Raw genomic sequence first — 22379 nt, 5'->3', positions numbered from 1 at the left:
CTGTATTAGTCAAACTCCAGTTCCACCTGCTCCGAACCAATAAGGCCGCGGAGATCGTTTAGCAAACGATCGCTCGGAGAGACACGCCACGTCGCGCCAAAACGCAACCGCGCACGTGCATCCGCCCTCTGATAGTAGAGATGTACTGGAATTGTCCCCGAGCGGTGGGGTTCCAGAGACTGACGGAGTCGGTTTAAAAGCTGGTCATCAATTTGCCTGTCCGTCAGCGAGATAGCAAGCCCGCGAGCATATTTTTCCCGGGCTTCGTCAATATCCATGACTTCACGGGCCATCATTTTAAGCCCGCCGCTGAAGTCATCAAAGCTGACCTGTCCGCTGACGATAAGTATGCGGTCTTTTTCCAGCAATTGCTGGTATTTATCCAGGGCATCGGTAAACAACATAACTTCCAGACGCCCGGAACGGTCATCCAGGGTACAGATGCCGATACGATTGCCGCGCTTGGTGACCATTACCCGCGCGGCAATGACGAGCCCCGCAGCCGTGGTGACTTTACCACGTTCTGTCGGATGCATGTCTTTCAGCCTGTGGCCTCCAACATAGCGCTCAATTTCTTTTAAATACTGGTTGATGGGGTGTCCCGTCAGGTAAAGCCCTAACGTTTCACGCTCACCGTCTAATACTACCTGCTCAGGCCACGGTGTACAGTTGGCATAAGACTGTTCAATTTGTTCCGGCTCTTCCGCCAGCACGCCAAACATATCAGCCTGGCCAATAGCCTCGGCTTTCGCATGCTGATCGGCGGCTTTTAGCGCATCGTTGAGCGAATTCATCAACGCCGCGCGGTGTGGGCCAAGGCGGTCAAACGCCCCGGACATAATCAGTTTTTCCAGCACCCGGCGATTAAGTTTTTTGATATCCGTACGCGCACAGAGATCAAACAGCTCGCGGAAGTAACCGCCTTCGTTGCGCGCCTCAATAATAGCTTCAATTGGCCCTTCACCCACGCCTTTTATCGCGCCGATGCCGTAAACAATCTCGCCATCATCGTTAACGTGGAAATGGTAAAGCCCGGAGTTAATGTCCGGCGGCAGGATTTTTAGCCCCATGCGCCAGCATTCATCCACCAGCCCGACCACTTTCTCGGTGTTATCCATATCGGCCGTCATTACCGCTGCCATAAACTCGGCTGGGTAATGTGCCTTCAGCCACAGCGTCTGGTAAGAGACGAGCGCATAGGCTGCGGAGTGCGATTTGTTAAATCCGTAACCGGCGAATTTCTCCACCAGGTCAAAGATTTTCATCGCCAGTTCGCCGTCGACGCCGCGCTTTTTCGCCCCTTCTTCAAAGGTGCCGCGCTGCTTGGCCATCTCTTCCGGCTTTTTCTTACCCATCGCACGACGCAGCATATCCGCGCCGCCAAGCGTATAACCGGACAGCTCCTGGGCAATCTGCATAACCTGTTCCTGATACAGGATAATGCCGTAGGTTGGCTCCAGTACCGGCTTCAGACACTCATGCTGCCATTGTACGTCCGGGTAGGAAATCTCTTCGCGCCCATGCTTACGGTCGATAAAGTTATCTACCATCCCCGACTGTAGCGGGCCAGGGCGGAACAGGGCCACCAGAGCGATCATATCTTCGAAGCAGTCAGGCTGCAGACGTTTGATCAGATCCTTCATGCCGCGGGATTCAAGCTGGAATACCGCGGTGGTCTCCGAGCGTTGCAGCATGTCGAAGCTTTTCTTATCGTCAAGCGGAATGGCTGCGATATCCAGCGGCGGCTCGCCGTTCTTTTCACGGCGGGCGTTGATCATCTCCAGCGCCCAGTTGATGATAGTCAGTGTGCGCAGACCCAGGAAGTCGAACTTCACCAGGCCGGCGTATTCCACGTCGTTCTTATCAAACTGAGTAACCGGGTGTAGCCCCTGTTCATCGCAGTATAGCGGCGCAAAATCGGTAATTTTGGTCGGAGCGATAACCACGCCACCGGCGTGCTTACCGGCGTTACGCGTGACGCCTTCCAGCTTACGCGCCATATCGATCAGCGCTTTAACCTCTTCATCCGCCTCATAGATTTCCGGCAGTTGGGGTTCAGCTTCGAAGGCTTTCGCCAACGTCATGCCCGGATCGGGCGGCACCAGTTTCGAAATACGATCCACGAAGCCGTACGGGTGCCCCAGCACGCGGCCCACGTCACGGATAACCGCTTTTGCCGCCATCGTACCGAAAGTAATAATCTGTGAAACCGCATCACGACCGTACATTTCCGCCACGTGTTCAATAACCTGGTCGCGTTTCTCCATACAGAAGTCAACGTCGAAGTCGGGCATTGAGACACGTTCCGGGTTGAGGAAACGTTCGAACAGCAGGTCAAATTCCAGCGGATCCAGGTCGGTAATTTTTAGCGCATAGGCCACCAGCGAACCTGCGCCGGAACCACGTCCCGGGCCGACTGGTACACCGTTATCCTTCGACCACTGGATAAATTCCATAACGATCAGGAAGTAGCCTGGGAATCCCATCTGGTTGATAACCTGTAGTTCCACATCCAGACGCTCGTCATACTCCGGACGACGCTTGGCGCGCACTTCCGGATCCGGGAACAGGAATTCAAGACGCTCTTCCAGACCCTCTTTCGACTTGGCCACGAGGAAGTCCTCGGTGGTCATATCGCCGGTCGGGAACTGCGGCAGGAAATATTCGCCAAGGCGCACCGTGACGTTACAGCGTTTGGCGATTTCGACGGTGTTTTGCAGCGCCTCCGGGATATCGGAGAACAGCTCGCACATCTCGTCTTCGCTGCGCATATACTGCTGCGCGGAGTAGTTACGCGGACGTTTGGGATCGTCAAGAGTGAATCCGTCGTGGATCGCCACACGGATTTCATGCGCGTCGAAATCACCGGTTTCCAGGAAGCGAACATCGTTGGTCGCCACCACCGGCAAACCACGCCTTTCGGCCAGTTCTACCGCGGCATGCAGATAGTTTTCTTCATCTTGTCTGCCGGTACGGATCAGCTCAAGGAAGTAGCTATCCGGAAAATGCGCTTCGTAAAACGCCACGCATTCGTCAACCAGGGCGCTATTACCGCGCAACAAGCTACGTCCGACGTCGCCCATCCGGCCGCCGGAGAGCAAAATCAAACCTTCTTTTAGCTCGACCAGCCAGTCCCTGTCGATGACCGGCCCTTCTGCGCCATAACCGCGCTGATAGGCTTTTGATATCAACAACGTCAGATTCTGATAACCGGTATTGTTAGCGGCCAGCACGGTGAGTTGCGTGAGTTCATCACCCAATAGCTCACTGCGGACATGAAAATCTGCACCAACAATCGGTTTAATGCCGGCGCCGTGACCCGCTCCGTAAAACTTCACCAGACCACAGAGGTTGGTAAAATCGGTGATCGCCAGCGCGGGCATGCCTAACGCGGCCGCCTTCTTCACCAGCGGCCCGGTTTTCGCCAGCCCATCGATCATGGAGTAGTCGCTGTGCACCCGGAGGTGGACGAAACGTGGTTCAGACATCTTCAGATTCCTTCGACACAAGAATCAGGACGTGAGTCCCAGTGCGCGTTTGACGGGGCCAAAACTGCGGCGATGGTGCTCTGTCGCGCCATACAGTGCCAATTTTTCCAGATGAAAAGCAGTTGGATAGCCTTTGTGCTGTGCAAAACCATACTGCGGAAAAACCGTATCCAGCGCAGCCATTTCAGCATCGCGGGTCACTTTTGCCAGTATTGACGCTGCGCTAATCTCCGCAACGCGGCTATCACCTTTGACTACCGCCATCGACGGTACCGGTAATGCCGGGCAACGATTGCCGTCAATCAGTACGTATTCTGGCGCAATATGCAGACCCGCGACCGCACGCTGCATCGCCAGCATGGTGGCATGCAAAATATTCAGATCGTCGATTTCATGCGGTTCTGCACGGCCTACGCTCCAGCTTAACGCTTTTTCTTTGATTTCATCAAACAGCGCCAGGCGACGTTTTTCTGACAGTTTTTTTGAGTCGTTAAGACCGATAATCGGGCGAGCCGGATCCAGAATAACGGCAGCAGTAACAACCGCACCGACCAAAGGACCACGCCCGACTTCATCCACACCCGCCACTAAATGCGTATGCGGATAAACAAATTCAATCATAGCGTTAACTCCAGGACTGCATCCGCTGCCTGCTCATCGGCATTGCAACGGATCTGCTGGTGCAGTTCACGGAATGTGTCGTGCATCGCATGGCTGGTTTTGCCATTCGCCAGTAACGGCAACAGCGCTTGCGCCAGCGCATGCGGCTCACACTCTTCCTGCAACAGCTCTTTAACCAGTTCTCTTCCCGCTAACAGGTTAGGTAGCGAAACGTAATCCGTTTTCACCAGACGCTTCGCCAGCCAGAAGGTGAAGGGTTTCATGCGGTAGCCGACCACCATCGGACACTTTGCCAGCATACACTCCAGCGCAGCGGTGCCTGAAGCCAGCAGTGCGGCGTCGCTGGCCACCATCGCTTCACGTCCCATGCCATTAAGCAGATGCACGGAAAGCTCCGGCGCAACCTCAGCCTTGATACGCTCAAACTGCTCCCGGCGTTTGGCATTGACCAGCGGCACCACCACTTCGAGATCCGGGTAATGCTGACGTAACAGCTGCGCCGTTTTCAGAAAATCGGCGCTGAGCATCTCCACTTCAGCGCCACGGCTTCCAGGCAGCAGCGCCAGGCAGTGAGCATCGTGGGGAATACCCAGAATATCACGTGCCGCGTTTTTATCCGGATCCAACGGCATGGCATCCGCCATGGTGTGGCCGATAAAGCGGCACGGGACGTTAAATTTGTCATAAAACGCTTTTTCGAAAGGCAGAAAGGCCAGCACCATATTGGTGGATCTGCCTATTTTGAAAACGCGTTTCTGTCGCCACGCCCAGACGGACGGACTGACATAATGAATGGTTTTTATGCCCTGCTTTTTCAAGTTCCCTTCAAGGGTAATATTGAAATCAGGCGCATCAATACCAACGAAAACATCCGGCTTGAGATCGGTGAATCGACGAGTGAGATCGGCACGAATATGCAGTAAACGGCGCAGACGTCCGAGCACTTCAACAATGCCCATCACCGCCAGTTCTTCCATTTCGTACCAGGCTTCACAGCCTTCGGCCTGCATTAGCGGCCCCGCCACGCCAACAAAACGCGCATTGGGAACACGAGCTTTGAGTGCGCGAATTAGCCCTGCACCAAGAATATCGCCGGAGGTTTCTCCGGCGACGAGGGCAATCGTTAAAGGACGCTGCTCAGTCATTAACGAATCAGACCACGCGTTGAGCGCTCAAAGAAGTCGCTGAAAGCCTGGACTTCGGGGTACTGTTTCGCCAGTTCGGCGATTTCCGGCTTCACTTCTTCCAGAGTTTTACCGCTACGGTACAACGCTTTGTAGGCATTACGAATCGCGGTAATCGCTTCGCGGGTGAACCCACGACGCTTCAGACCTTCGATGTTGACGCCAAACGGCGTCGCGTGGTTGCCCTGGGCGATAACGTACGGGGGCACATCCTGAGCAACGCCAGAACAGCCGCCAACCATTACATGCGCGCCGATGATGCAGAATTGATGCACCGCAGTCATGCCGCCGATGATAACAAAATCATCCAGCGAAACATGTCCGGCAAGCGTGGCGTTATTCGCCAGAATACAGCGGTTGCCTACCGTACAATCATGCGCGACGTGCGCATTAATCATCAGTAAGTTATCGCTGCCCACCTTCGTCACTCCACCGCCCTGCACTGTGCCACGATGAATGGTGACGCTTTCGCGGATGCGGTTGCGATCGCCAATTTCCACGCGGGTCGGTTCGCCAGCATATTTCAGATCCTGGTTAACTTCGCCGATGGAGGCAAACTGATAGATCTCGTTATCGCGACCAATTTTTGTATGGCCATTCACGACAACGTGAGACTTCAGTACGGTACCCTCACCAATTTCAACATGGGGTCCAACAATACAAAATGGGCCAATGTGAGCGTTAGCGCCAATACTGGCGCCCTCTTCCACAATGGCGGTAGGGTGAATAAAGGCGGATTTATCAATCACGTATCAGGCCTCCCGGCTACGGGCACACATCATCGTTGCTTCGCACACAACTTTACCGTCGACCAGCGCAACCCCTTTAAAACGGGTCAGGCCACGGCGCGTTTTCTCGAAAGTCACTTCCATGATCATCTGATCGCCTGGCACGACAGGACGCTTAAAGCGCGCTTCGTCAATACCCGCGAAATAGTACAGTTCGCCTGGTTCCAGTTTTCCTACGCTTTTAAACGCAAGGATTCCGGTGGCCTGCGCCATCGCTTCCAGAATCAGTACGCCAGGGAAAATAGGTTTGCCCGGGAAGTGGCCCTGGAAGAAAGGCTCATTAACGGATACATTTTTCACTGCGCGCAGAAAACGACCTTCTTCAAAATCCAGCACACGGTCAACCAGCAGAAACGGAAAACGGTGCGGCAGAAGTTCTAAAATCTCTTCAATATGCAGAGTATGAGTGTTAGTAGTCAAAATACTCTTCCTGTCAAAATATACTAAAAGGCAATAATAACACGGCCTGTCGCAATCGTATGAATGGGACAGGCCGAAAAGTCAGACATGCAAAAAAGGTGCTTTAGTCTTGTTGATTAACCTTGCGCTCAATCACTTTGAGGCGCTTGCTCATATCATCAATATTCATCACCAGTGCAGCTGTTTTACGCCATACCTTATTGGGTTGTAGCGGAATGCCTGAGGAGTAGACGCCAGGTTCAGTGATAGGACGCATCACCATACCCATGCCAGTTACCGTGACTTTGTCGCATATTTCCATATGCCCATTGATCACACTGGCGCCGCCAATCATGCAGTAACGGCCAATCTTCAGGCTACCCGCCATAATGACGCCACCGGCTACCGCCGTATTGTCGCCAATCACAACGTTATGTGCAATCTGGCATTGATTATCAATGATAACACCATTACCGATCACAGTATCGTCCAGAGCACCACGGTCAATGGTGGTACAAGCGCCGATCTCGACGCGATCGCCGATAATCACACGACCAAGCTGCGGGATCTTCACCCAGTTACCACGATCGTTCGCGTAACCAAATCCATCCGATCCGACGACAGTGCTGGACTGGATCAGGCAGTTCTCACCGATCTGAATGTCGTGGTAAATCGTCACATTCGCCCACAAACGCGAACCTGCACCGATTTTTGTATTTTTTCCGACGAAGCAGCCTGCGCCGATAACCACGTTATCGCCCAGCTCTACGCCAGACTCAATGACCGCATTTGCGCCCACAGAGACATTTTTACCCAGCTTCGCCGTCGCATCGATCGCTGCACTCGGTGCAATGTTCTGTGCGGGCTGAGGCGTGGTATCTAAAATTTGCGCCATACGAGCATAGGTCAGGTAGGGATTCTTCACTACCAGCGCCGCACTCTTAGCAAAAGGAAGATCGTCCTGCGTCATCACAACGGCAGAAGCCTGGCATACGCCTAAGTGTTCACGGTACTTAGGATTCACCATAAATGTGATATTGCCAGTTTGCGCAGATTGCATGGACGCTACGCCGGTGATGACGATATCGCCATCACCGTGTAATTCTGCATCCAACTGCTCTGCTAAATCAGCCAGTCGAATTGAAGGCATTACTTATTTAACCTGTTTCAGTACGTCAGCGGTGATGTCTTTTACATCGCTGCTATTGTATGCAACGGTGTTTGCGTCAACGACCAGATCGATGCTCTGGCTGTTAGCAACAGATTTCACAGCTGTCTGGATACGAGTAACCAGTTTGCCACGTTCTTCGTTGGAACGACGCGCACGATCCTGCTCAAAAGCCTGAGCTTTCTGAGAGAAAGTCTGGCGCTGAGCCATAACGTCTTTTTCCAGCTTGGTACGATCGCTACCCGCTTTCATAGATTGCAGACGCTGCATTTTAGATTGCAGATCGGATTCCATGCGCTGCAGTTCGCTGGCACGGCCTTTGAACTCGTTTTCCAGCGTCGCGGAAACACCTGTCTTCTGTGCAACCTGTTGGAACAGGCTACCCATGTTGACGATTGCAATTTTGTCAGCAGCCTGTGCGGACGTTGCCATCGCTAAACCGAGACCTGCAGCTAATAACCACTTTTTCACAATTAACTCCTTACCATCCCATTTGCACCCGAAGGTACAGTTCTTTGCGTGGCCAGGCGATCCCATGCAAGATCGCCTAAAGTCAGCGCTACACTACCACTACATTCCTTTGCGAAGAACAATTACCAGGTTTTACCAATGTTAAACTGGAACTGTTCCGCTTTGTCTCCATCGTACTTCTTGAACGGTTGGGCGTAGGAGAAAACCAACGGCCCCAATGGGGACATCCATTGTAAAGCGATACCCGCTGACATACGGATATTGCTCGGATCGCTGTAATCTGGCACACCGACAGCTCGTGTTTCTGCGCTATCCTGCCAATTAGTATCCCAAACGGTACCCATATCCCAGAAGAAGGAGGTACGAACCGAGTTGGCATATTTATCACTAATAAACGGTGTTGGGGTAATAAACTCCAGGCTGGCGACAGCCATGGCGTTACCACCGACTGCATCATCTGATTTACAGTCTTTACCGTCCTTGTTCGTGCACTCTTCGTAGTCGTCAGGATCCCCTGCATAAGCCCCTGATTTATAAACTGCTTTCGGACCGATAGTATTCGACTGGAAACCACGTACGGTGCTGGAACCACCGGCATAGAAGTTCTCATAGAACGGCATTTCTTTACTGCCAATACCGTCTCCATAACCTACCTTGGTACGGCCCAGGACAACCCATTTGTGATCGTCATCAATCGGCACGTAGGTCGCGGTATCCATCGACAATTTGTAGTATTCGTTATCAGAACCCGGAATGGTCACTTTACCGTTCAGGTTGACGCGCGTACCGTCTGTCGGGAAGTAGCCACGGTCAAGCTTGTTATATGTCCAACCATAGTTAAAGGTGAAGTCATCAGCAGCAAAGCTGTTGGTATTGGTCTCACCCATTGACTCAAGATAACGATCCATCGCAACCTGCGGCTGCATGTTGGACAGTTTGTTATGTACATAACCCAGACCCGCACGCAGCGTATTGTATTCGTTAACCGGGAAGCCGAGCGTTACATCAGTACCATAACTTTTGTTGGTATAGTCGGACAGATCTGCATCATCCGCTTCAAAGTCGTTATAGAAGACGCGGCCGCCAAGGCTCACACCGTCAACGGTGAAGTACGGGTTGGTGACAGACAACTCAGTATAGGTCTGGTAGTCGTTTTTGGTGCCGTTAATACCGACGGAATAACCGGTACCTAACCAGTTATCTTGCTGAACGCCCGCCTGGAAGCTCACGCCGCTCTCGGTACCGTAACCGACACCGAAGTTAAAGCTACCGGTGTTACGCTCTTTCACCTTATAGACCACATCAACCTGATCCGGACGACCCGGAACACGCTGAGTATCGGTATCGACGGTTTCAAAGTAACCCAGACGGTTCAGACGTTCTTTACCCTGGTCGACCAGATCGCTGCCCAACCATGCGCCTTCCATCTGACGCATTTCGCGACGCAGAACGGAGTCTTTAGACGTGTCGTTCCCTTCAAAGCGAATCTTACGCACGTAGAAACGGTTACCCGCATCCACATTTACGCGTAATTTAACGGTTTTGTCGGCATCATTGATTTCAGGCTGCGACTGAACGCGCGGATAGGCATAGCCATAGCGACCCAGAAGCTTCTTGATATCATCTTCCATTTTGGTCACTTTGGTGCCGTTATAGAGTTCGCCTGGCTCGATTTTGGTCAGGCTCTCAATTTCGGCGGAGTGTCCGGCCAGGTTACCGCTCACCTCGACTCCAGAAAGCTTGTACTGATCGCCTTCAGTGATGTTAACGGTGATGTAGATACCTTTTTTATCCGGCGTCAGGCTGACCTGGGTAGAATCGATATTGAAACGAGCATAACCGCGATCCAGATAGTAGCTGCGCAGGGTTTCAAGATCGCCCGCGAGTTTCTGTTTCTGGTATTTACGATCGCCCACCACGTTCCACCACGGCACTTCATCACGCAGTTGGAAGTGAGAGATAAGTTCGTCAGTCGAGAAAGCATGGTTGCCGACGATATTGATCTGTTGGATCTTCGCCGAAACACCTTCCTGGAAGACCAGTTTGAGGTCAACGCGGTTACGCGGCAACGGTGTTACCACCGCTTTCACACTAGCGCTGTACTTACCGACGCTATAGTAGAAATCTTCCAGGCCTTTTTCGATATCGGCAAGCGTGGTGCGATCCAGAGACTCGCCAACACGTACGCCAGACGCCTCGAGGTTTTGCTTCAGCATGTCGTCTTTCACCGATTTGTTACCGGAGAAAGTGATGCTGGCAATCGTCGGACGTTCTTTTACCTGAACCAGAAGAGTATCACCATCGCGCAGGACGCGGACATCCTCAAAGTTACCGGTGGCGAACAGAGCACGAATGGTATTACTGATGTCTTCATCATTAACCGTGTCGCCTGTGCGCACCGGCATACTGAGGAGAGCCGCACCAACGGCGACTCGCTGTAGGCCTTCGAAATGAATGTCCTTCACTACGAACCCTTCAGCACCGTATACGGTGGCGCTGCTAAACAGCAGCGACGCTATGAGCAACTTTTTCATCGCCATCGTTATTATGCGTTCTTCCTAACACTCTCTTACAACCGAGAGAAATCATTGAAAAGTGCAAGCCCCATTAACAACACCAGCAAGATAGAGCCAATGCGATAACTAAAGTCTTGAACCCGCTCGGATACCGGACCGCCCTTCAGCTTTTCAATCGCCAGGAACAGCAGATGCCCCCCGTCAAGAACGGGCAACGGAAACAGGTTAATTATCCCTAAGTTCACGCTGATAAGCGCAAGGAACATCAGGTAATAAATCACCCCGAACTCCGCTGACATCCCAGCCCCCTGGGCGATAGAAATCGGCCCACTGAGGTTGTTCAGTTTTACATCACCGGTAATCAATTTTCCCAGCATACTGACCGTCAGCTTCATCAACTGCCACGTTTTATCCGAGGCTTCGAGGATGGCGCTGAAGGGCCCATACTGGCGTACAGTCTTATACTCATCAGGCAGAGGAATAATTTTAGGCACCACGCCCGCAAAACCTTCTGCCTTCCCGTTAACCTGTTTTGAATCTGGGGTTAACGTTAAAGACAAGGAACTTCCTTGTCTTTCAATATCTAGCGCTAACGGCTCATCCGGATTATCGCGCACCAGCGTCACGAACGTCATCCATTGCGTCAGCGACTGACCATTGACTTTAACGATCCTGTCGCCAGCTTGCAAACCCGCCTTACTTGCAGCCGAGTTAACCTGCACTTCTGACAGCACTGGTTCAATCTGTGGACCGCGTGGGCGAATCCCTAAACTGGAGACGGGATCCTGTTTGTCTGGCTCAAATGCCCAATGGCGTAAATCCAGCGTTTTGTCCTGCCGCTGGTCACTGCCAAACTGCGCCACGCTGAGCGTCGTATGCTCATCGCCAATTTTGGCAACCAACTGCAGTCTCACGGCATCCCAATCTGGGGTTTCGATACCATCAACCGCTTTTAGTTCCGTACCTGGTTGAATTTGCGCCTGCGCAGCAATCGAGTTGGGCGTTATTTCACCAACAACCGGACGAACACCAGGGACACCGATGATAAACACCAGCCAATAAGCGAAAATAGCAAAAAGGAAGTTTGCAATCGGACCTGCGGCAATAATGGCTGCGCGTTGCCCAACCGTTTTATTGTTGAAAGCGTAATGGCGCAGCTCCGGTACCACCGGTTCAGCGCGCTCATCCAGCATTTTGACGTAACCGCCGAGGGGGATTAGTGCGATGACGTATTCTGTACCCAGTTTATCGGTACGACGCCAAAGCGCTTTTCCAAAGCCAATGGAAAAGCGCTCAACGCGGACTCCGCAGCGCCGTGCAACCCAGAAATGACCAAATTCATGCACGGTGATAAGCACACCGAGTGCGACGATGAATGCAGCCAGATTCCAGAGAATACTCAGCATAAGACCATCCGTTAGAGCGTCCTGAATACCAGTAACAACAGGCAGGCAAAGACCGGTACCGCAGCCGTCAGGCTATCAATACGATCCAGAATACCGCCGTGTCCTGGAATTAAGTGACCACTGTCCTTAATACCTGCTTCACGCTTAAACATACTCTCAGTCAGGTCACCCAGCACGGAGGCCAGGGCTGCAACGATGGAGCAAATAAGCAAGGTGACAGGCGCAACTTCAAGATTCGCCCACATGCCATAACCCCATGAGATCACGGCCGCAGTAGCGAGTCCGCCAATAAAACCCTGCCAGGTTTTACCAGGAGAAACCTTCGGCGCCAGTTTATGTTTGCCAAACAGCTTACCAAACATATACGCACCAGAGTCCGCTCCCCAGACGAGGATCATGACATACAGCAGCCATAGCGCGCCACTATAATGATTCTCATCATAGTGCCATGCCCGTAGCGCCAGCATTCCCCAAAAGAAAGGAACAATGGTTAGTACGCCGAAAATTATGCGTAATGTTTTGGAATTACGCCAGACCGACGCCGAACCTGGGTAAAACAGTACCAGTAACAGCGCGACGATCCACCAGCCCAGCGACGCCCATAGCGATACTTCAACCAGCGGCTGATGAATATTGCGATGGTATTCTGGCAGTAAAAAAAGCATTAGCGCCAGCAACAGCCCGCATAAAACCGCCAGCCAGACTCGCTGTGTACGCGTGGTAAAGCCGCTTAACTGTCCCCATTCCCAGGCGGCCAACATACAGACGACCAGCGTAACAATGGCGAACCCCACCGGCGGCAGCAAAAACAGCGCCGCGATGACAACGGGTATTAAAACAAAAGCAGAAATCAGGCGATACTTCAGCAAAAGCGACCCCCATCAGGCTTTTTCATCACCGGGCTCGGTGCCGCCGAAACGACGCTCACGATTAGCAAAGGCATGCAGCGCACCTTCAAAGTCTTGTTCATCGAAATCGGGCCAGAGAACATCCGTAAAGTAAAGTTCGGCATAGGCAATTTGCCATAACAGAAAATTACTAATTCGATGCTCTCCCCCAGTCCTTATCACTAAATCCACAGGGGCCAGTTCATGCATACAAATTTGCTGCCCAAGCATTTCTTCATCGATTTGCTCTGGACGCAGCAGACCTTCCTGCACCTGTTGTGCCAGTTGCCTGACTCCCTGGACAATATCCCACCGTCCACCGTAATTCGCTGCAATATTCAGCGTCAACCCGGTATTCTGGGCGGTAAGCGCTTCTGATTTGCGAATCCGTTCTTGCAAACGTGAGTTAAATCGACTGATATCCCCGATAATACGCAGACGTACGTTATGGCGATGCAGGTTTTTCACTTCGCTATCAAGCGCCCACACAAACAGTTCCATTAACGCGCTCACTTCCTGCGCAGGTCGGTTCCAGTTCTCACTGCTAAAGGCATACAGCGTTAACGCATCAATACCGTTATTGGCAGCAAAAGAGACAGCCCGGCGGACGGATTTTGCTCCGGCCTTATGCCCAAAGGCGCGAATCTTCCCTTGCTTTTTCGCCCAGCGGCCATTGCCATCCATGATGATTGCTACATGGCGGCAACCATGTGCTGGCAAACTTTCGCTTAATGGTTTAGTTGCAGACAACATAACGCGTTTTTAGTCCCTGAAAGGATTTACGGTACTCAGGAATACTGAAGCCCTCACACAAAAAAGCCGTGTCAAACCACGGCTTACCCGACCGACAAAAAGCAACTACCCGCGATCGAGTGGCGCAGACTATATCACTGAAGCCCAACGCTAACAAATAGCACGATCTTCCGTAGAGGGATTATCATCAGCTTGAGAGTCGCATCACTGCTTTTCTGGCAACTTCCCGCGCGATGGCATCAACCTTCAGTACGTCATCAACGCTCTGCGGCTCCTGCAAATCCATCTTATCCAGTACGGATAAATTAAGATCGGCAATATCGGTAAATCGAATCTGCTGCGCCAGAAATGCGGCAACGGTAATTTCATTCGCGGCGTTCAGGGCGGTCGTCGCCGCCTGCCCTTGCTCAAACGCGTCCATCGCCAGTTTCAGGCACGGATAGCGCTGGTAGTCAGGTGCGGAAAACGTCAACGCACTGAGTTGGCAAAAGTCGACAGGCGTAACGCCAGACTTCACACGTTCCGGCCATGCCATCGTATGGGCAATAGGTGTACGCATGTCAGGTTCCCCTAACTGCGCCAGAACGCTGCCATCCTGATAACGAACCATCGAATGAATAACCGACTGCGGATGAATCAGCACTTCCATCTGGCTTGCGCTGGCATTAAATAACCAACGCGCTTCAATGTATTCCAGACCTTTATTCATCATGGTGGCTGAATCGACAGAAATTTTTCGTCCCATCGACCAATTCGGATGACGACATGCCTGATCGGGGGTCATAGCAACCAGATCGCGCAATGGCGTTTCACGGAAAGGGCCACCAGACCCGGTAAGCAGCACGGACACGACGCCGTTTTGCTCAAGGTCAGCGTATCCCAGATTGAGTTGGATCGGTTGCGGTAAACTCTGAAAAATCGCGTTATGCTCGCTATCAACCGGCAAAAGCTGCGCTTTGTGGCGTTTCACGTCGTCCATAAACAGACGTCCGCAGGTTACCAGAGACTCTTTGTTCGCCAGCAAAATGCTTTTGCCCGCGCGGATTGCCGAAAGCGTCGGCAGCAAGCCCGCTGCGCCGACAATCGCCGCCATAACCTGATCAACATCATCCAGCGCGGCCATATCACAGGCAGCCTGCTGTCCACTCATAACTTCAGTGCGGCTACCCTGCTCCAGCAGAGCCGATTTTAGCAATGCCGCGCTTTTTTCATCGTCCATTACCGCATAGCGAGGAGAAAATTCCAGGCATTGCTCCACCATACGGGCAACATTCTTACCCGCAACCAACGCAGCAACACGAAATTTTTCCGGGTTATGGCGTACTACATCCAGCGTACTGCAACCAATGGAACCGGTTGATCCCAGGATGGTTAATTGCTTCATGAGACATCCAGAAAAATAGGGTATAGGCAGAAAAAGCAAAACGCCGCCATCCAGCCCTTGCAGGCCTTCTAAGCGGCGTTTTTAGCGTACAGATGAATCAGAACTGCATCAGTTCCGTTTCTTTCTCTGCCAGCGCCGCATCAACTTTCTTGATCGCTGCGTCAGTCAGTTTCTGTACTTCGTCCTGAGAACGGCGATCGTCATCTTCGCTGATCTCTTTATCTTTCAACAGCGCTTTCACTTTGTCGTTTGCATCGCGGCGTACGTTACGTACGGCAACACGCGCGCCTTCCGCTTCGCCACGCACGATCTTGGTCAGATCTTTACGACGTTCTTCGGTCAGCGGAGGCAGCGGAACGCGGATGTCGGAACCCGCTGAACTTGGATTCAGACCAAGGTCGGAAGCCATAATTGCTTTTTCAACGGCAGGTCCCATGGAGCGGTCAAACACGTTGATTTTCAGGGTACGGGAATCTTCAACCGTTACGCTTGCCAGTTGGCGCAGCGGAGTCGGCGTGCCGTAATATTCCACGACAATACCATCCAGCAGGCTAGGAGAAGCACGGCCCGTACGAATTTTGCTGATTTGATGTTTGAACGCTTCGACGCATTTGTCCATGCGTACTTCAGCATCTTTTCTGATATCGTTGATCACGTTACGAATCCTTGAAAGCTCGTTTCAGTCAGACCATACCCACCACGCAAGGTGTGACAAGTATAGTCTTGATTAATTTTGAGGGACGTATCCCGCGACATTAAAGCGGAATATTACCTGCATTTAGCCGCAACGGGAATTATTCCGTGATTAACGTGCCTTCTTTTTCACCCATAACAACACGGCGCAGCGCACCCGGTTTGTTCATGTTAAAGACACGAATCGGTAATTTGTGGTCACGAGCCAGCGTGAACGCAGCCAGATCCATCACTTTCAGCTCTTTATCCAGTACTTCAGTGTAGGTCAACTGTTCGTACATGGTCGCCGTAGGATCTTTAGCCGGGTCGGCAGTAAATACGCCGTCCACTTTGGTGGCTTTCAGTACTACATCCGCTTCAATTTCAATACCGCGCAGACAGGCTGCTGAATCGGTAGTGAAGAACGGATTGCCGGTACCCGCAGACAAAATAACAACGCGGTTGTTACGCAGCAGGCTGATCGCTTCCGCCCAGCTGTAGTTATCACACACGCCGTTCAGAGGAATGGCGGACATCAAGCGAGCGTTCACATAGGCGCGGTGAAGCGCATCGCGCATCGCCAGACCGTTCATTACGGTGGCTAACATGCCCATGTGGTCGCCCACAACGCGGTTCATCCCTGCTTTCGCCAGACCAGCGCCACGGAACAGGTTACCGCCACCAATCACTACGCCAACCTGAATACCCAGCTCAACCAGCTCTTTGATTTCCTGAGCCATACGGTCAAGTATGCTTGCATCAATACCGAAGCCTTCTGAACCTTGCAGAGCTTCGCCACTTAACTTAAGCAGAATACGTTTGTAGACGGGTTTTGCATTGGTAGCCATGTTTCTTTCCTGAGACTGTCAACGAATGAGATGAGTTAATTCCGGCGACATTGTATGTCGCTTTTCAGCATGACCACTATAGCGGTTCGCTGAATTTACAAGCCAGACACAAAAAGAAGCCGCCCTCAGGCGGCTCCTTTAAAAATTAAGACTGCTTGGACATCGCAGCAACTTCTGCTGCAAAGTCAGTCTCAACTTTCTCGATGCCTTCACCCACTTCGAAGCGGATGAAACCCGTTACGTCAGCATTGTGCTCTTTCAGCAGCTGACCAACAGATTTGCTCGGTTCCATAACGAAAGGCTGGCCAGTCAGAGAAACTTCGCCGGTGAATTTCTTCATGCGGCCTTCAACCATTTTCTCTGCGATTTCTTTCGGCTTGCCAGACTGCATGGCGATGTCCAGCTGAACCTGGTATTCTTTCTCTACCACTTCAGCAGAAACGTCTTCCGGCTTAACGAATTCTGGTTTGCTTGCAGCAACGTGCATTGCCAGCTGTTTAACCAGTTCTTCGTCAGCGCCAGTTGCAGCAACCAGAACACCGATACGCGCACCGTGCTGGTAGTTACCCAGAACGTCGCCTTCCAGGGAAGCCACGCGACGAATGTTGATGTTCTCACCGATTTTAGCAACCAGCGCAACACGTTCTTCTTCGAACTGTGCTTTCAGAACTTCAACGTCAGTGATTTTGCCAGCAACGGCAGCGTCCAGTACTTTGTCAGCAAATGCCTGGAAACCAGCATCTTTAGCAACGAAGTCAGTCTGGCAGTTAACTTCCAGAATGAAAGCGATGTTGCCGTCGATTTTGGTTTTGATTACGCCGTCAGCAGCAACGTTGCCTGCTTTTTTCGCCGCTTTGATTGCGCCGGACTTACGCATGTTTTCGATTGCCAGCTCGATGTCGCCATTAGCTTCAGTCAGTGCTTTTTTGCAATCCATCATGCCTGCGCCAGTACGCTCACGCAGCTCTTTTACCAGGGATGCGGTAATTTCAGCCATTCTAAAATCCTCGGAAGATTTGATCTGCCCGGCATGAAACCGCACAGATTTAAAAGTGAAAAAGGGGGCCATATACAGGCCCCCTAACCAAACGTGATACTACCTGGTCTATAAGGGCTCTAACGAGCGTGCCTTATTATTCAGCTTCTACGAAGCTTTCTTCCGCCTGGGAAGCCAGATCCTGAGAACGGCCTTCACGAACGGTAGTAGCTACAGCGCCCAGGTACAGGGTCACAGCACGGATTGCGTCGTCGTTACCCGGGATAACGAAGTCAACACCGTCCGGATCAGAGTTGGTATCAACGATAGCAAATACCGGGATACCCAGGTTGTTTGCTTCTTTGATAGCAATGTGCTCGTGGTCAGCATCGATTACGAACAGAGCGTCCGGCAGACCGCCCATGTCTTTGATACCGCCCAGGCTGTTTTCCAGTTTCTCAAGCTCACGAGTACGCATCAGCGCTTCTTTCTTGGTCAGCTTTTCGAAAGTACCGTCCTGAGACTGAGTTTCCAGATCTTTCAGACGTTTGATGGACTGACGAACGGTTTTCCAGTTAGTCAGCATACCGCCCAGCCAGCGATGGTTCACGAAGAACTGGTCGCAGCTGTTAGCAGCTTCTTTCACCGCTTCGCTTGCAGCGCGTTTAGTACCAACGAAAAGGATTTTACCTTTACGAGCAGAGATCTTGTTCAGTTCAGCCAGAGCTTCGTTGAACATCGGTACAGTTTTCTCAAGGTTGATGATGTGAACTTTGTTACGCGCACCGAAGATGAACGGCTTCATTTTCGGGTTCCAGTAACGGGTCTGGTGACCAAAGTGAACACCAGCCTTGAGCATGTCGCGCATGGAAACAGTTGCCATGATTAAAACCTCTATATATAAAAGTTGGGGTTAAGCCTCCACGCATCCCATATTACCGACCCCAAAGGGCACCCCGGAATATGTGCCGATACGTGTGTGTTGTTACACAAAGTGAGATTTGTCGCTCCCGTCCATCGTGTGTAGTCTTCGAATGGATCGGAAGTCCGGCGCGCTTTATACCACAAATACGCCACCGACACCAATAATTGTTGGCGGTCTGTGCTGTTAATGATTCTCAATTTGGCAGGGTACACCCCTGACTGATACCATTGTCAGCACTTACACAATTATTGCCGAAAATAATCGGCACTGATGGACAGAATTCATGGCTATCTCAATCAAGACCCCTGAAGAAATCGAAAAAATGCGCGTCGCTGGCCGTCTGGCGGCGGAAGTACTGGAGATGATCGAACCGTTTATCAAACCGGGCGTCAGCACCGGCGAACTGGATCGCATTTGTAATGACTATATAGTTAATGAGCAGCAGGCCATTTCCGCGTGCCTGGGCTACCACGGTTACCCTAAATCCGTGTGTATCTCGATTAATGAAGTGGTATGCCACGGGATCCCGGACGACGCGAAGCACCTGAAAGATGGTGATATCGTTAACATCGACGTGACCGTGATTAAAGACGAATTCCACGGCGATACCTCTAAAATGTTTATCGTCGGCAAGCCCACCATTCTTGGCGAACGTCTGTGCCGTGTAACGCAGGAAAGCCTGTATCTGGCGCTGCGGATGGTTAAACCGGGCATTCGCCTGCGCACGTTGGGCGCTGCGATTCAGAAATACGCGGAAGGCGAAGGCTTCTCTGTAGTACGTGAATACTGCGGTCACGGTATCGGTCGCGGCTTCCACGAGGAGCCTCAGGTTCTGCACTACGATGCGGACGACGGCGGCGTGGTACTGCAGCCGGGCATGACCTTCACCGTAGAACCAATGCTGAATGCCGGCGATTACCGCATCCGCACTATGAAAGACGGCTGGACGGTGAAAACCAAAGACCGCAGCTTGTCTGCTCAGTACGAGCATACTATTGTGGTAACAGAAAACGGCTGTGAGATCCTGACGTTACGCAAGGATGACACCATCCCGGCGATCATCACTCACGACGAATAATGTTTTGCCTGATGGCGATGCCTCCGCATCTTATCAGGCCTACAAATTGTACTACTTCGTAGGCCGGATAAGGCGTTCACGCCATCATCCGGCTTTTTAATGGGTGGCGCATAATGAATACTCTTCCTGAACAGCACGCAAATACAGCCCTCCCCACCCTGCCTGGCCAACCGCAAAACCCCGGAACCTGGCCACAGCACGATCTCAACTGCGCCGGCATTAAAGCGCATATCGACACGTTCCAGCGCTGGTTAGGCGAAGCGTTTGACAGCGGAATTTCCGCTGAACAGCTCATTGAGGCCCGTACCGAATTTATTGACCAGTTGCTACAACGCCTGTGGATTGAAGCCGGTTTTGGCCAAATTGCCGACCTGGCGCTGGTTGCCGTTGGGGGTTACGGGCGCGGCGAACTGCACCCGCTTTCCGACATTGACCTGTTGATCCTCAGCCGTAAAAAGCTCCCGGACGCGCAGGCCGAAAAAGTCGGCGAGCTGTTAACGCTGTTATGGGACGTGAGGCTGGAAGTGGGCCACAGCGTGCGTACGCTGGAAGAGTGTCTGTTGGAAGGTTTATCAGATTTAACCGTCGCCACTAATCTGATAGAAACACGCCTGCTGATTGGCGACGTGGCGCTGTTTCTTGAGCTACAAAAGCATATTTTTAGCGAAGGTTTCTGGCCGTCCGATAAGTTTTACGCCGCCAAAGTGGAAGAGCAAAATCAACGCCACCTGCGTTATCACGGCACCAGCTACAATCTGGAACCCGATATCAAAAGCAGCCCCGGCGGCCTGCGCGACATCCACACTCTACAGTGGGTCGCCCGCCGCCATTTTGGCGCAACCTCACTGGATGAGATGGTTGGTTTCGGCTTTTTGACGCTGGCGGAGCGTGCCGAGCTGAATGAATGCTTGCATATCCTGTGGCGCATACGCTTTGCTCTGCACCTGATCGTGAGTCGTTACGATAACCGCCTGCTGTTTGATCGTCAGCTTAGCGTAGCCCAACGGCTAAACTACGGCGGCGAGGGCAATGAGCCTATCGAGCGGATGATGAAAGACTACTTCCGCGTCACACGACGGGTCAGCGAACTGAACCACATGCTGTTGCAGCTGTTCGACGAGGCGATCCTCGCTATGCCCGCCGACGAAAAGCCGCGTCCGATTGATGACGACTTTCAACTGCGCGGCTCCTTGATTGATCTGCGCAGCGATGACCTGTTTATCCGCAAACCCGAAGCGATATTGCGGATGTTTTACATCATGGTGCGTAACAGCGCAATCAGCGGGATTTATTCCACCACGCTGCGCCATCTGCGCCATGCCCGCCGTCATTTAACGCAGCCGTTATGCTATATCCCGGAAGCACGCTCGCTGTTTCTCAGCATGTTACGCCATCCGGGCGCGGTGAGTCGTGGTCTGCTGCCGATGCATCGCCACAGCGTGTTGTGGGCCTATATGCCGCAATGGTCGCATATAGTCGGCCAAATGCAGTTTGACCTATTTCATGCCTATACGGTGGACGAACACACCATTCGCGTAATGCTCAAGCTGGAAAGTTTTGCCAACGAAGATACCCGCCAGCGCCATCCGCTGTGTGTGGATCTGTGGCCGCGCCTGCGGCAGCCGGAGCTAATTCTGATTGCCGCTTTGTTCCATGATATCGCCAAAGGCCGCGGTGGCGATCATTCGGTTCTCGGTGCTCAGGACGTACTCAAATTCGCCGAGCTGCACGGCCTGAACTCCCGCGAAACACAGCTGATCGTGTGGCTGGTGCGCCAGCATTTACTTATGTCAGTCACCGCTCAACGTCGCGATATTCAGGATCCCGAAGTGATTAAGCAATTCGCCGAAGAAGTGCAAACGGAACACCGCCTGCGCTTTTTAGTGTGCCTGACCGTTGCGGATATTTGCGCCACCAACGAAACGCTGTGGAATAGCTGGAAGCAAAGCCTGCTGCGCGAGCTGTACTTTGCCACGGAAAAACAGCTACGGCGTGGGATGCAAAACACGCCGGATATGCGCGAGCGCGTGCGTCACCATCAGCTTCAGGCGTTGGCGTTATTGCGGATGGATAACATTGATGAAGAAGCGCTGCACCATATCTGGTCACGCTGTCGGGCGAACTATTTCGTGCGCCACAGTCCAAATCAACTGGCCTGGCATGCGCGTCATCTCTTACAACATGACCTCAAAGAGCCGCTCATTCTGCTTAGCCCGCAGGCAACGCGTGGAGGAACGGAAATCTTTATCTGGAGTCCGGATCGCCCGTATCTGTTTGCCGCCGTTTGCGCCGAACTGGACCGGCGTAATCTGAGCGTCCACGATGCGCAGATTTTCACCACCCGTGATGGGATGGCGATGGATACGTTCATTGTGCTGGAGCCGGACGGCAGCCCGCTGTCGTCAGACCGACACGAAGCGATCCGTTTTGGGCTGGAACAGGCGATCACTCAGCGTAGCTGGCAACCGCCGCAACCGCGTCGCCAGCCGGCAAAATTACGTCATTTCACCGTCGATACCGAAGTGACTTTTCTACCAACTCATACCGATCGAAAATCATTCCTCGAGCTTATCGCTCTCGACCAGCCAGGACTGCTGGCGCGGGTCGGGCAGATTTTTGCCGATCTGGGAATTTCGCTGCATGGCGCCCGAATTACAACTATTGGCGAGCGAGTAGAAGATTTATTCATAATCGCCACCGCCGACCGGCGCGCCCTTAATAATGAGCTGCAGCAGGAAGTGCATCAACGGTTGACAGAGGCCCTCAATCCAAACGATAAAGGGTGATGTTTTTATTTATTATGGAAAGAGTTTAA

At 52.3% G+C, this 22379-nt stretch carries 18 protein-coding genes; 2 read left to right on the top strand and 16 right to left on the bottom strand.

Translation table 11 applies throughout. The features are described from left to right. Positions 1-5 precede the first annotated feature (5 nt). The 16 genes from dnaE to rpsB form a co-directional block, all read right to left on the bottom strand. Complete coding sequence (gene dnaE / locus FHD02_RS07755; protein ID WP_079225448.1) at positions 6-3488, bottom strand: DNA polymerase III subunit alpha; 3483 nt, start codon at positions 3486-3488, stop codon at positions 6-8. A 24-nt stretch (positions 3489-3512) separates the two neighbouring features. After that, positions 3513-4109: a ribonuclease HII gene (gene rnhB / locus FHD02_RS07750; protein ID WP_038637421.1), complete on the bottom strand. Its 597-nt coding sequence runs from the start codon at positions 4107-4109 to the stop codon at positions 3513-3515. Continuing rightward, on the bottom strand, positions 4106-5254 hold the full coding sequence (gene lpxB, locus FHD02_RS07745; protein WP_137370456.1) for a lipid-A-disaccharide synthase: 1149 nt from the start codon (positions 5252-5254) through the stop codon (positions 4106-4108). The genes rnhB and lpxB overlap by 4 nt, the downstream gene beginning before the upstream one ends. Next, positions 5254-6042, bottom strand: a complete 789-nt coding sequence (gene lpxA, locus FHD02_RS07740) for an acyl-ACP--UDP-N-acetylglucosamine O-acyltransferase (RefSeq protein WP_003018525.1) — start codon at positions 6040-6042, stop codon at positions 5254-5256. Before lpxA ends, lpxB begins: the two co-directional genes overlap by 1 nt. A gap of 3 nt (positions 6043-6045) precedes the next feature. Further along, positions 6046-6501 carry a 3-hydroxyacyl-ACP dehydratase FabZ gene (gene fabZ, locus FHD02_RS07735; protein ID WP_003018528.1) on the bottom strand — a complete coding sequence of 152 codons (456 nt, stop codon included), beginning with the start codon at positions 6499-6501 and terminating at the stop codon, positions 6046-6048. A 103-nt stretch (positions 6502-6604) separates the two neighbouring features. After that, on the bottom strand, positions 6605-7630 hold the full coding sequence (lpxD, locus tag FHD02_RS07730) for a UDP-3-O-(3-hydroxymyristoyl)glucosamine N-acyltransferase (RefSeq protein WP_137370455.1): 1026 nt from the start codon (positions 7628-7630) through the stop codon (positions 6605-6607). 3 nt (positions 7631-7633) lie between these two features. Continuing rightward, positions 7634-8119 carry a molecular chaperone Skp gene (gene skp / locus FHD02_RS07725; RefSeq protein WP_016151765.1) on the bottom strand — a complete coding sequence of 162 codons (486 nt, stop codon included), beginning with the start codon at positions 8117-8119 and terminating at the stop codon, positions 7634-7636. A 122-nt stretch (positions 8120-8241) separates the two neighbouring features. Further along, entirely contained in the window at positions 8242-10659 is a 2418-nt protein-coding gene (gene bamA / locus FHD02_RS07720; protein WP_137360290.1) for an outer membrane protein assembly factor BamA, read from the bottom strand. Between the two features lie 29 nt (positions 10660-10688). After that, positions 10689-12041, bottom strand: a complete 1353-nt coding sequence (gene rseP / locus FHD02_RS07715; RefSeq protein WP_137360289.1) for a sigma E protease regulator RseP — start codon at positions 12039-12041, stop codon at positions 10689-10691. Positions 12042-12052: 11 nt separating this feature from the next. Further along, positions 12053-12910 (bottom strand): phosphatidate cytidylyltransferase, encoded by an 858-nt coding sequence (cdsA, locus tag FHD02_RS07710; protein WP_038637406.1) that lies wholly within the window; start codon positions 12908-12910, stop codon positions 12053-12055. Positions 12911-12922: 12 nt separating this feature from the next. Beyond that, a complete protein-coding gene (gene ispU / locus FHD02_RS07705) occupies positions 12923-13681 on the bottom strand; it encodes a (2E,6E)-farnesyl-diphosphate-specific ditrans,polycis-undecaprenyl-diphosphate synthase (protein WP_137348921.1) in 759 nt (252 codons plus the stop codon). Positions 13682-13868: 187 nt separating this feature from the next. After that, positions 13869-15065, bottom strand: coding sequence for a 1-deoxy-D-xylulose-5-phosphate reductoisomerase (gene ispC, locus FHD02_RS07700; protein WP_137370453.1), 1197 nt, complete (start codon positions 15063-15065; stop codon positions 13869-13871). 97 nt (positions 15066-15162) lie between these two features. Continuing rightward, positions 15163-15720 carry a ribosome recycling factor gene (gene frr / locus FHD02_RS07695; protein ID WP_220393785.1) on the bottom strand — a complete coding sequence of 186 codons (558 nt, stop codon included), beginning with the start codon at positions 15718-15720 and terminating at the stop codon, positions 15163-15165. A gap of 139 nt (positions 15721-15859) precedes the next feature. Next, the gene (pyrH, locus tag FHD02_RS07690; RefSeq protein WP_003018549.1) at positions 15860-16585 is read right to left on the bottom strand and encodes a UMP kinase; all 726 of its coding nucleotides are present in this window, start codon (positions 16583-16585) and stop codon (positions 15860-15862) included. A gap of 145 nt (positions 16586-16730) precedes the next feature. Beyond that, positions 16731-17582, bottom strand: a complete 852-nt coding sequence (gene tsf, locus FHD02_RS07685; RefSeq protein WP_006686782.1) for a translation elongation factor Ts — start codon at positions 17580-17582, stop codon at positions 16731-16733. 136 nt (positions 17583-17718) lie between these two features. Continuing rightward, positions 17719-18444 carry a 30S ribosomal protein S2 gene (gene rpsB / locus FHD02_RS07680; RefSeq protein ID WP_003018553.1) on the bottom strand — a complete coding sequence of 242 codons (726 nt, stop codon included), beginning with the start codon at positions 18442-18444 and terminating at the stop codon, positions 17719-17721. Between the two features lie 325 nt (positions 18445-18769). Between rpsB and map the strand changes: the two genes are divergently transcribed. Both map and glnD read left to right on the top strand, forming a co-directional pair. Then, entirely contained in the window at positions 18770-19564 is a 795-nt protein-coding gene (gene map, locus FHD02_RS07675) for a type I methionyl aminopeptidase (protein WP_038637400.1), read from the top strand. Positions 19565-19677: 113 nt separating this feature from the next. Next, positions 19678-22350, top strand: a complete 2673-nt coding sequence (glnD, locus tag FHD02_RS07670; protein WP_220393784.1) for a bifunctional uridylyltransferase/uridylyl-removing protein GlnD — start codon at positions 19678-19680, stop codon at positions 22348-22350. Positions 22351-22379: the final 29 nt, after the last annotated feature.

Origin of the sequence: Citrobacter sp. EC_71, from assembly GCF_019584005.1 — a bacterium.
In the GTDB taxonomy this organism is placed as follows: domain Bacteria; phylum Pseudomonadota; class Gammaproteobacteria; order Enterobacterales; family Enterobacteriaceae; genus Citrobacter; species Citrobacter werkmanii.
Note: the sequence above shows the minus strand (reverse complement) of the source record. Positions and strands in the feature narration are given on the sequence as shown.

Bases quoted from the DNA above. Each gene is read 5' to 3' on its own strand.
- dnaE (WP_079225448.1), bottom strand. From the start codon at position 3,488: ATGTCTGAACCACGTTTCGTCCACCTCCGGGTGCACAGCGACTACTCC.
- bamA (WP_137360290.1), bottom strand. From the start codon at position 10,659: ATGGCGATGAAAAAGTTGCTCATAGCGTCGCTGCTGTTTAGCAGCGCC.
- pyrH (WP_003018549.1), bottom strand. From the start codon at position 16,585: ATGGCTACCAATGCAAAACCCGTCTACAAACGTATTCTGCTTAAGTTA.
- lpxB (WP_137370456.1), bottom strand. From the start codon at position 5,254: ATGACTGAGCAGCGTCCTTTAACGATTGCCCTCGTCGCCGGAGAAACC.
- ispC (WP_137370453.1), bottom strand. From the start codon at position 15,065: ATGAAGCAATTAACCATCCTGGGATCAACCGGTTCCATTGGTTGCAGT.
- tsf (WP_006686782.1), bottom strand. From the start codon at position 17,582: ATGGCTGAAATTACCGCATCCCTGGTAAAAGAGCTGCGTGAGCGTACT.
- rnhB (WP_038637421.1), bottom strand. From the start codon at position 4,109: ATGATTGAATTTGTTTATCCGCATACGCATTTAGTGGCGGGTGTGGAT.
- lpxD (WP_137370455.1), bottom strand. From the start codon at position 7,630: ATGCCTTCAATTCGACTGGCTGATTTAGCAGAGCAGTTGGATGCAGAA.
- ispU (WP_137348921.1), bottom strand. From the start codon at position 13,681: ATGTTGTCTGCAACTAAACCATTAAGCGAAAGTTTGCCAGCACATGGT.
- rpsB (WP_003018553.1), bottom strand. From the start codon at position 18,444: ATGGCAACTGTTTCCATGCGCGACATGCTCAAGGCTGGTGTTCACTTT.
- map (WP_038637400.1), top strand. From the start codon at position 18,770: ATGGCTATCTCAATCAAGACCCCTGAAGAAATCGAAAAAATGCGCGTC.
- rseP (WP_137360289.1), bottom strand. From the start codon at position 12,041: ATGCTGAGTATTCTCTGGAATCTGGCTGCATTCATCGTCGCACTCGGT.
- glnD (WP_220393784.1), top strand. From the start codon at position 19,678: ATGAATACTCTTCCTGAACAGCACGCAAATACAGCCCTCCCCACCCTG.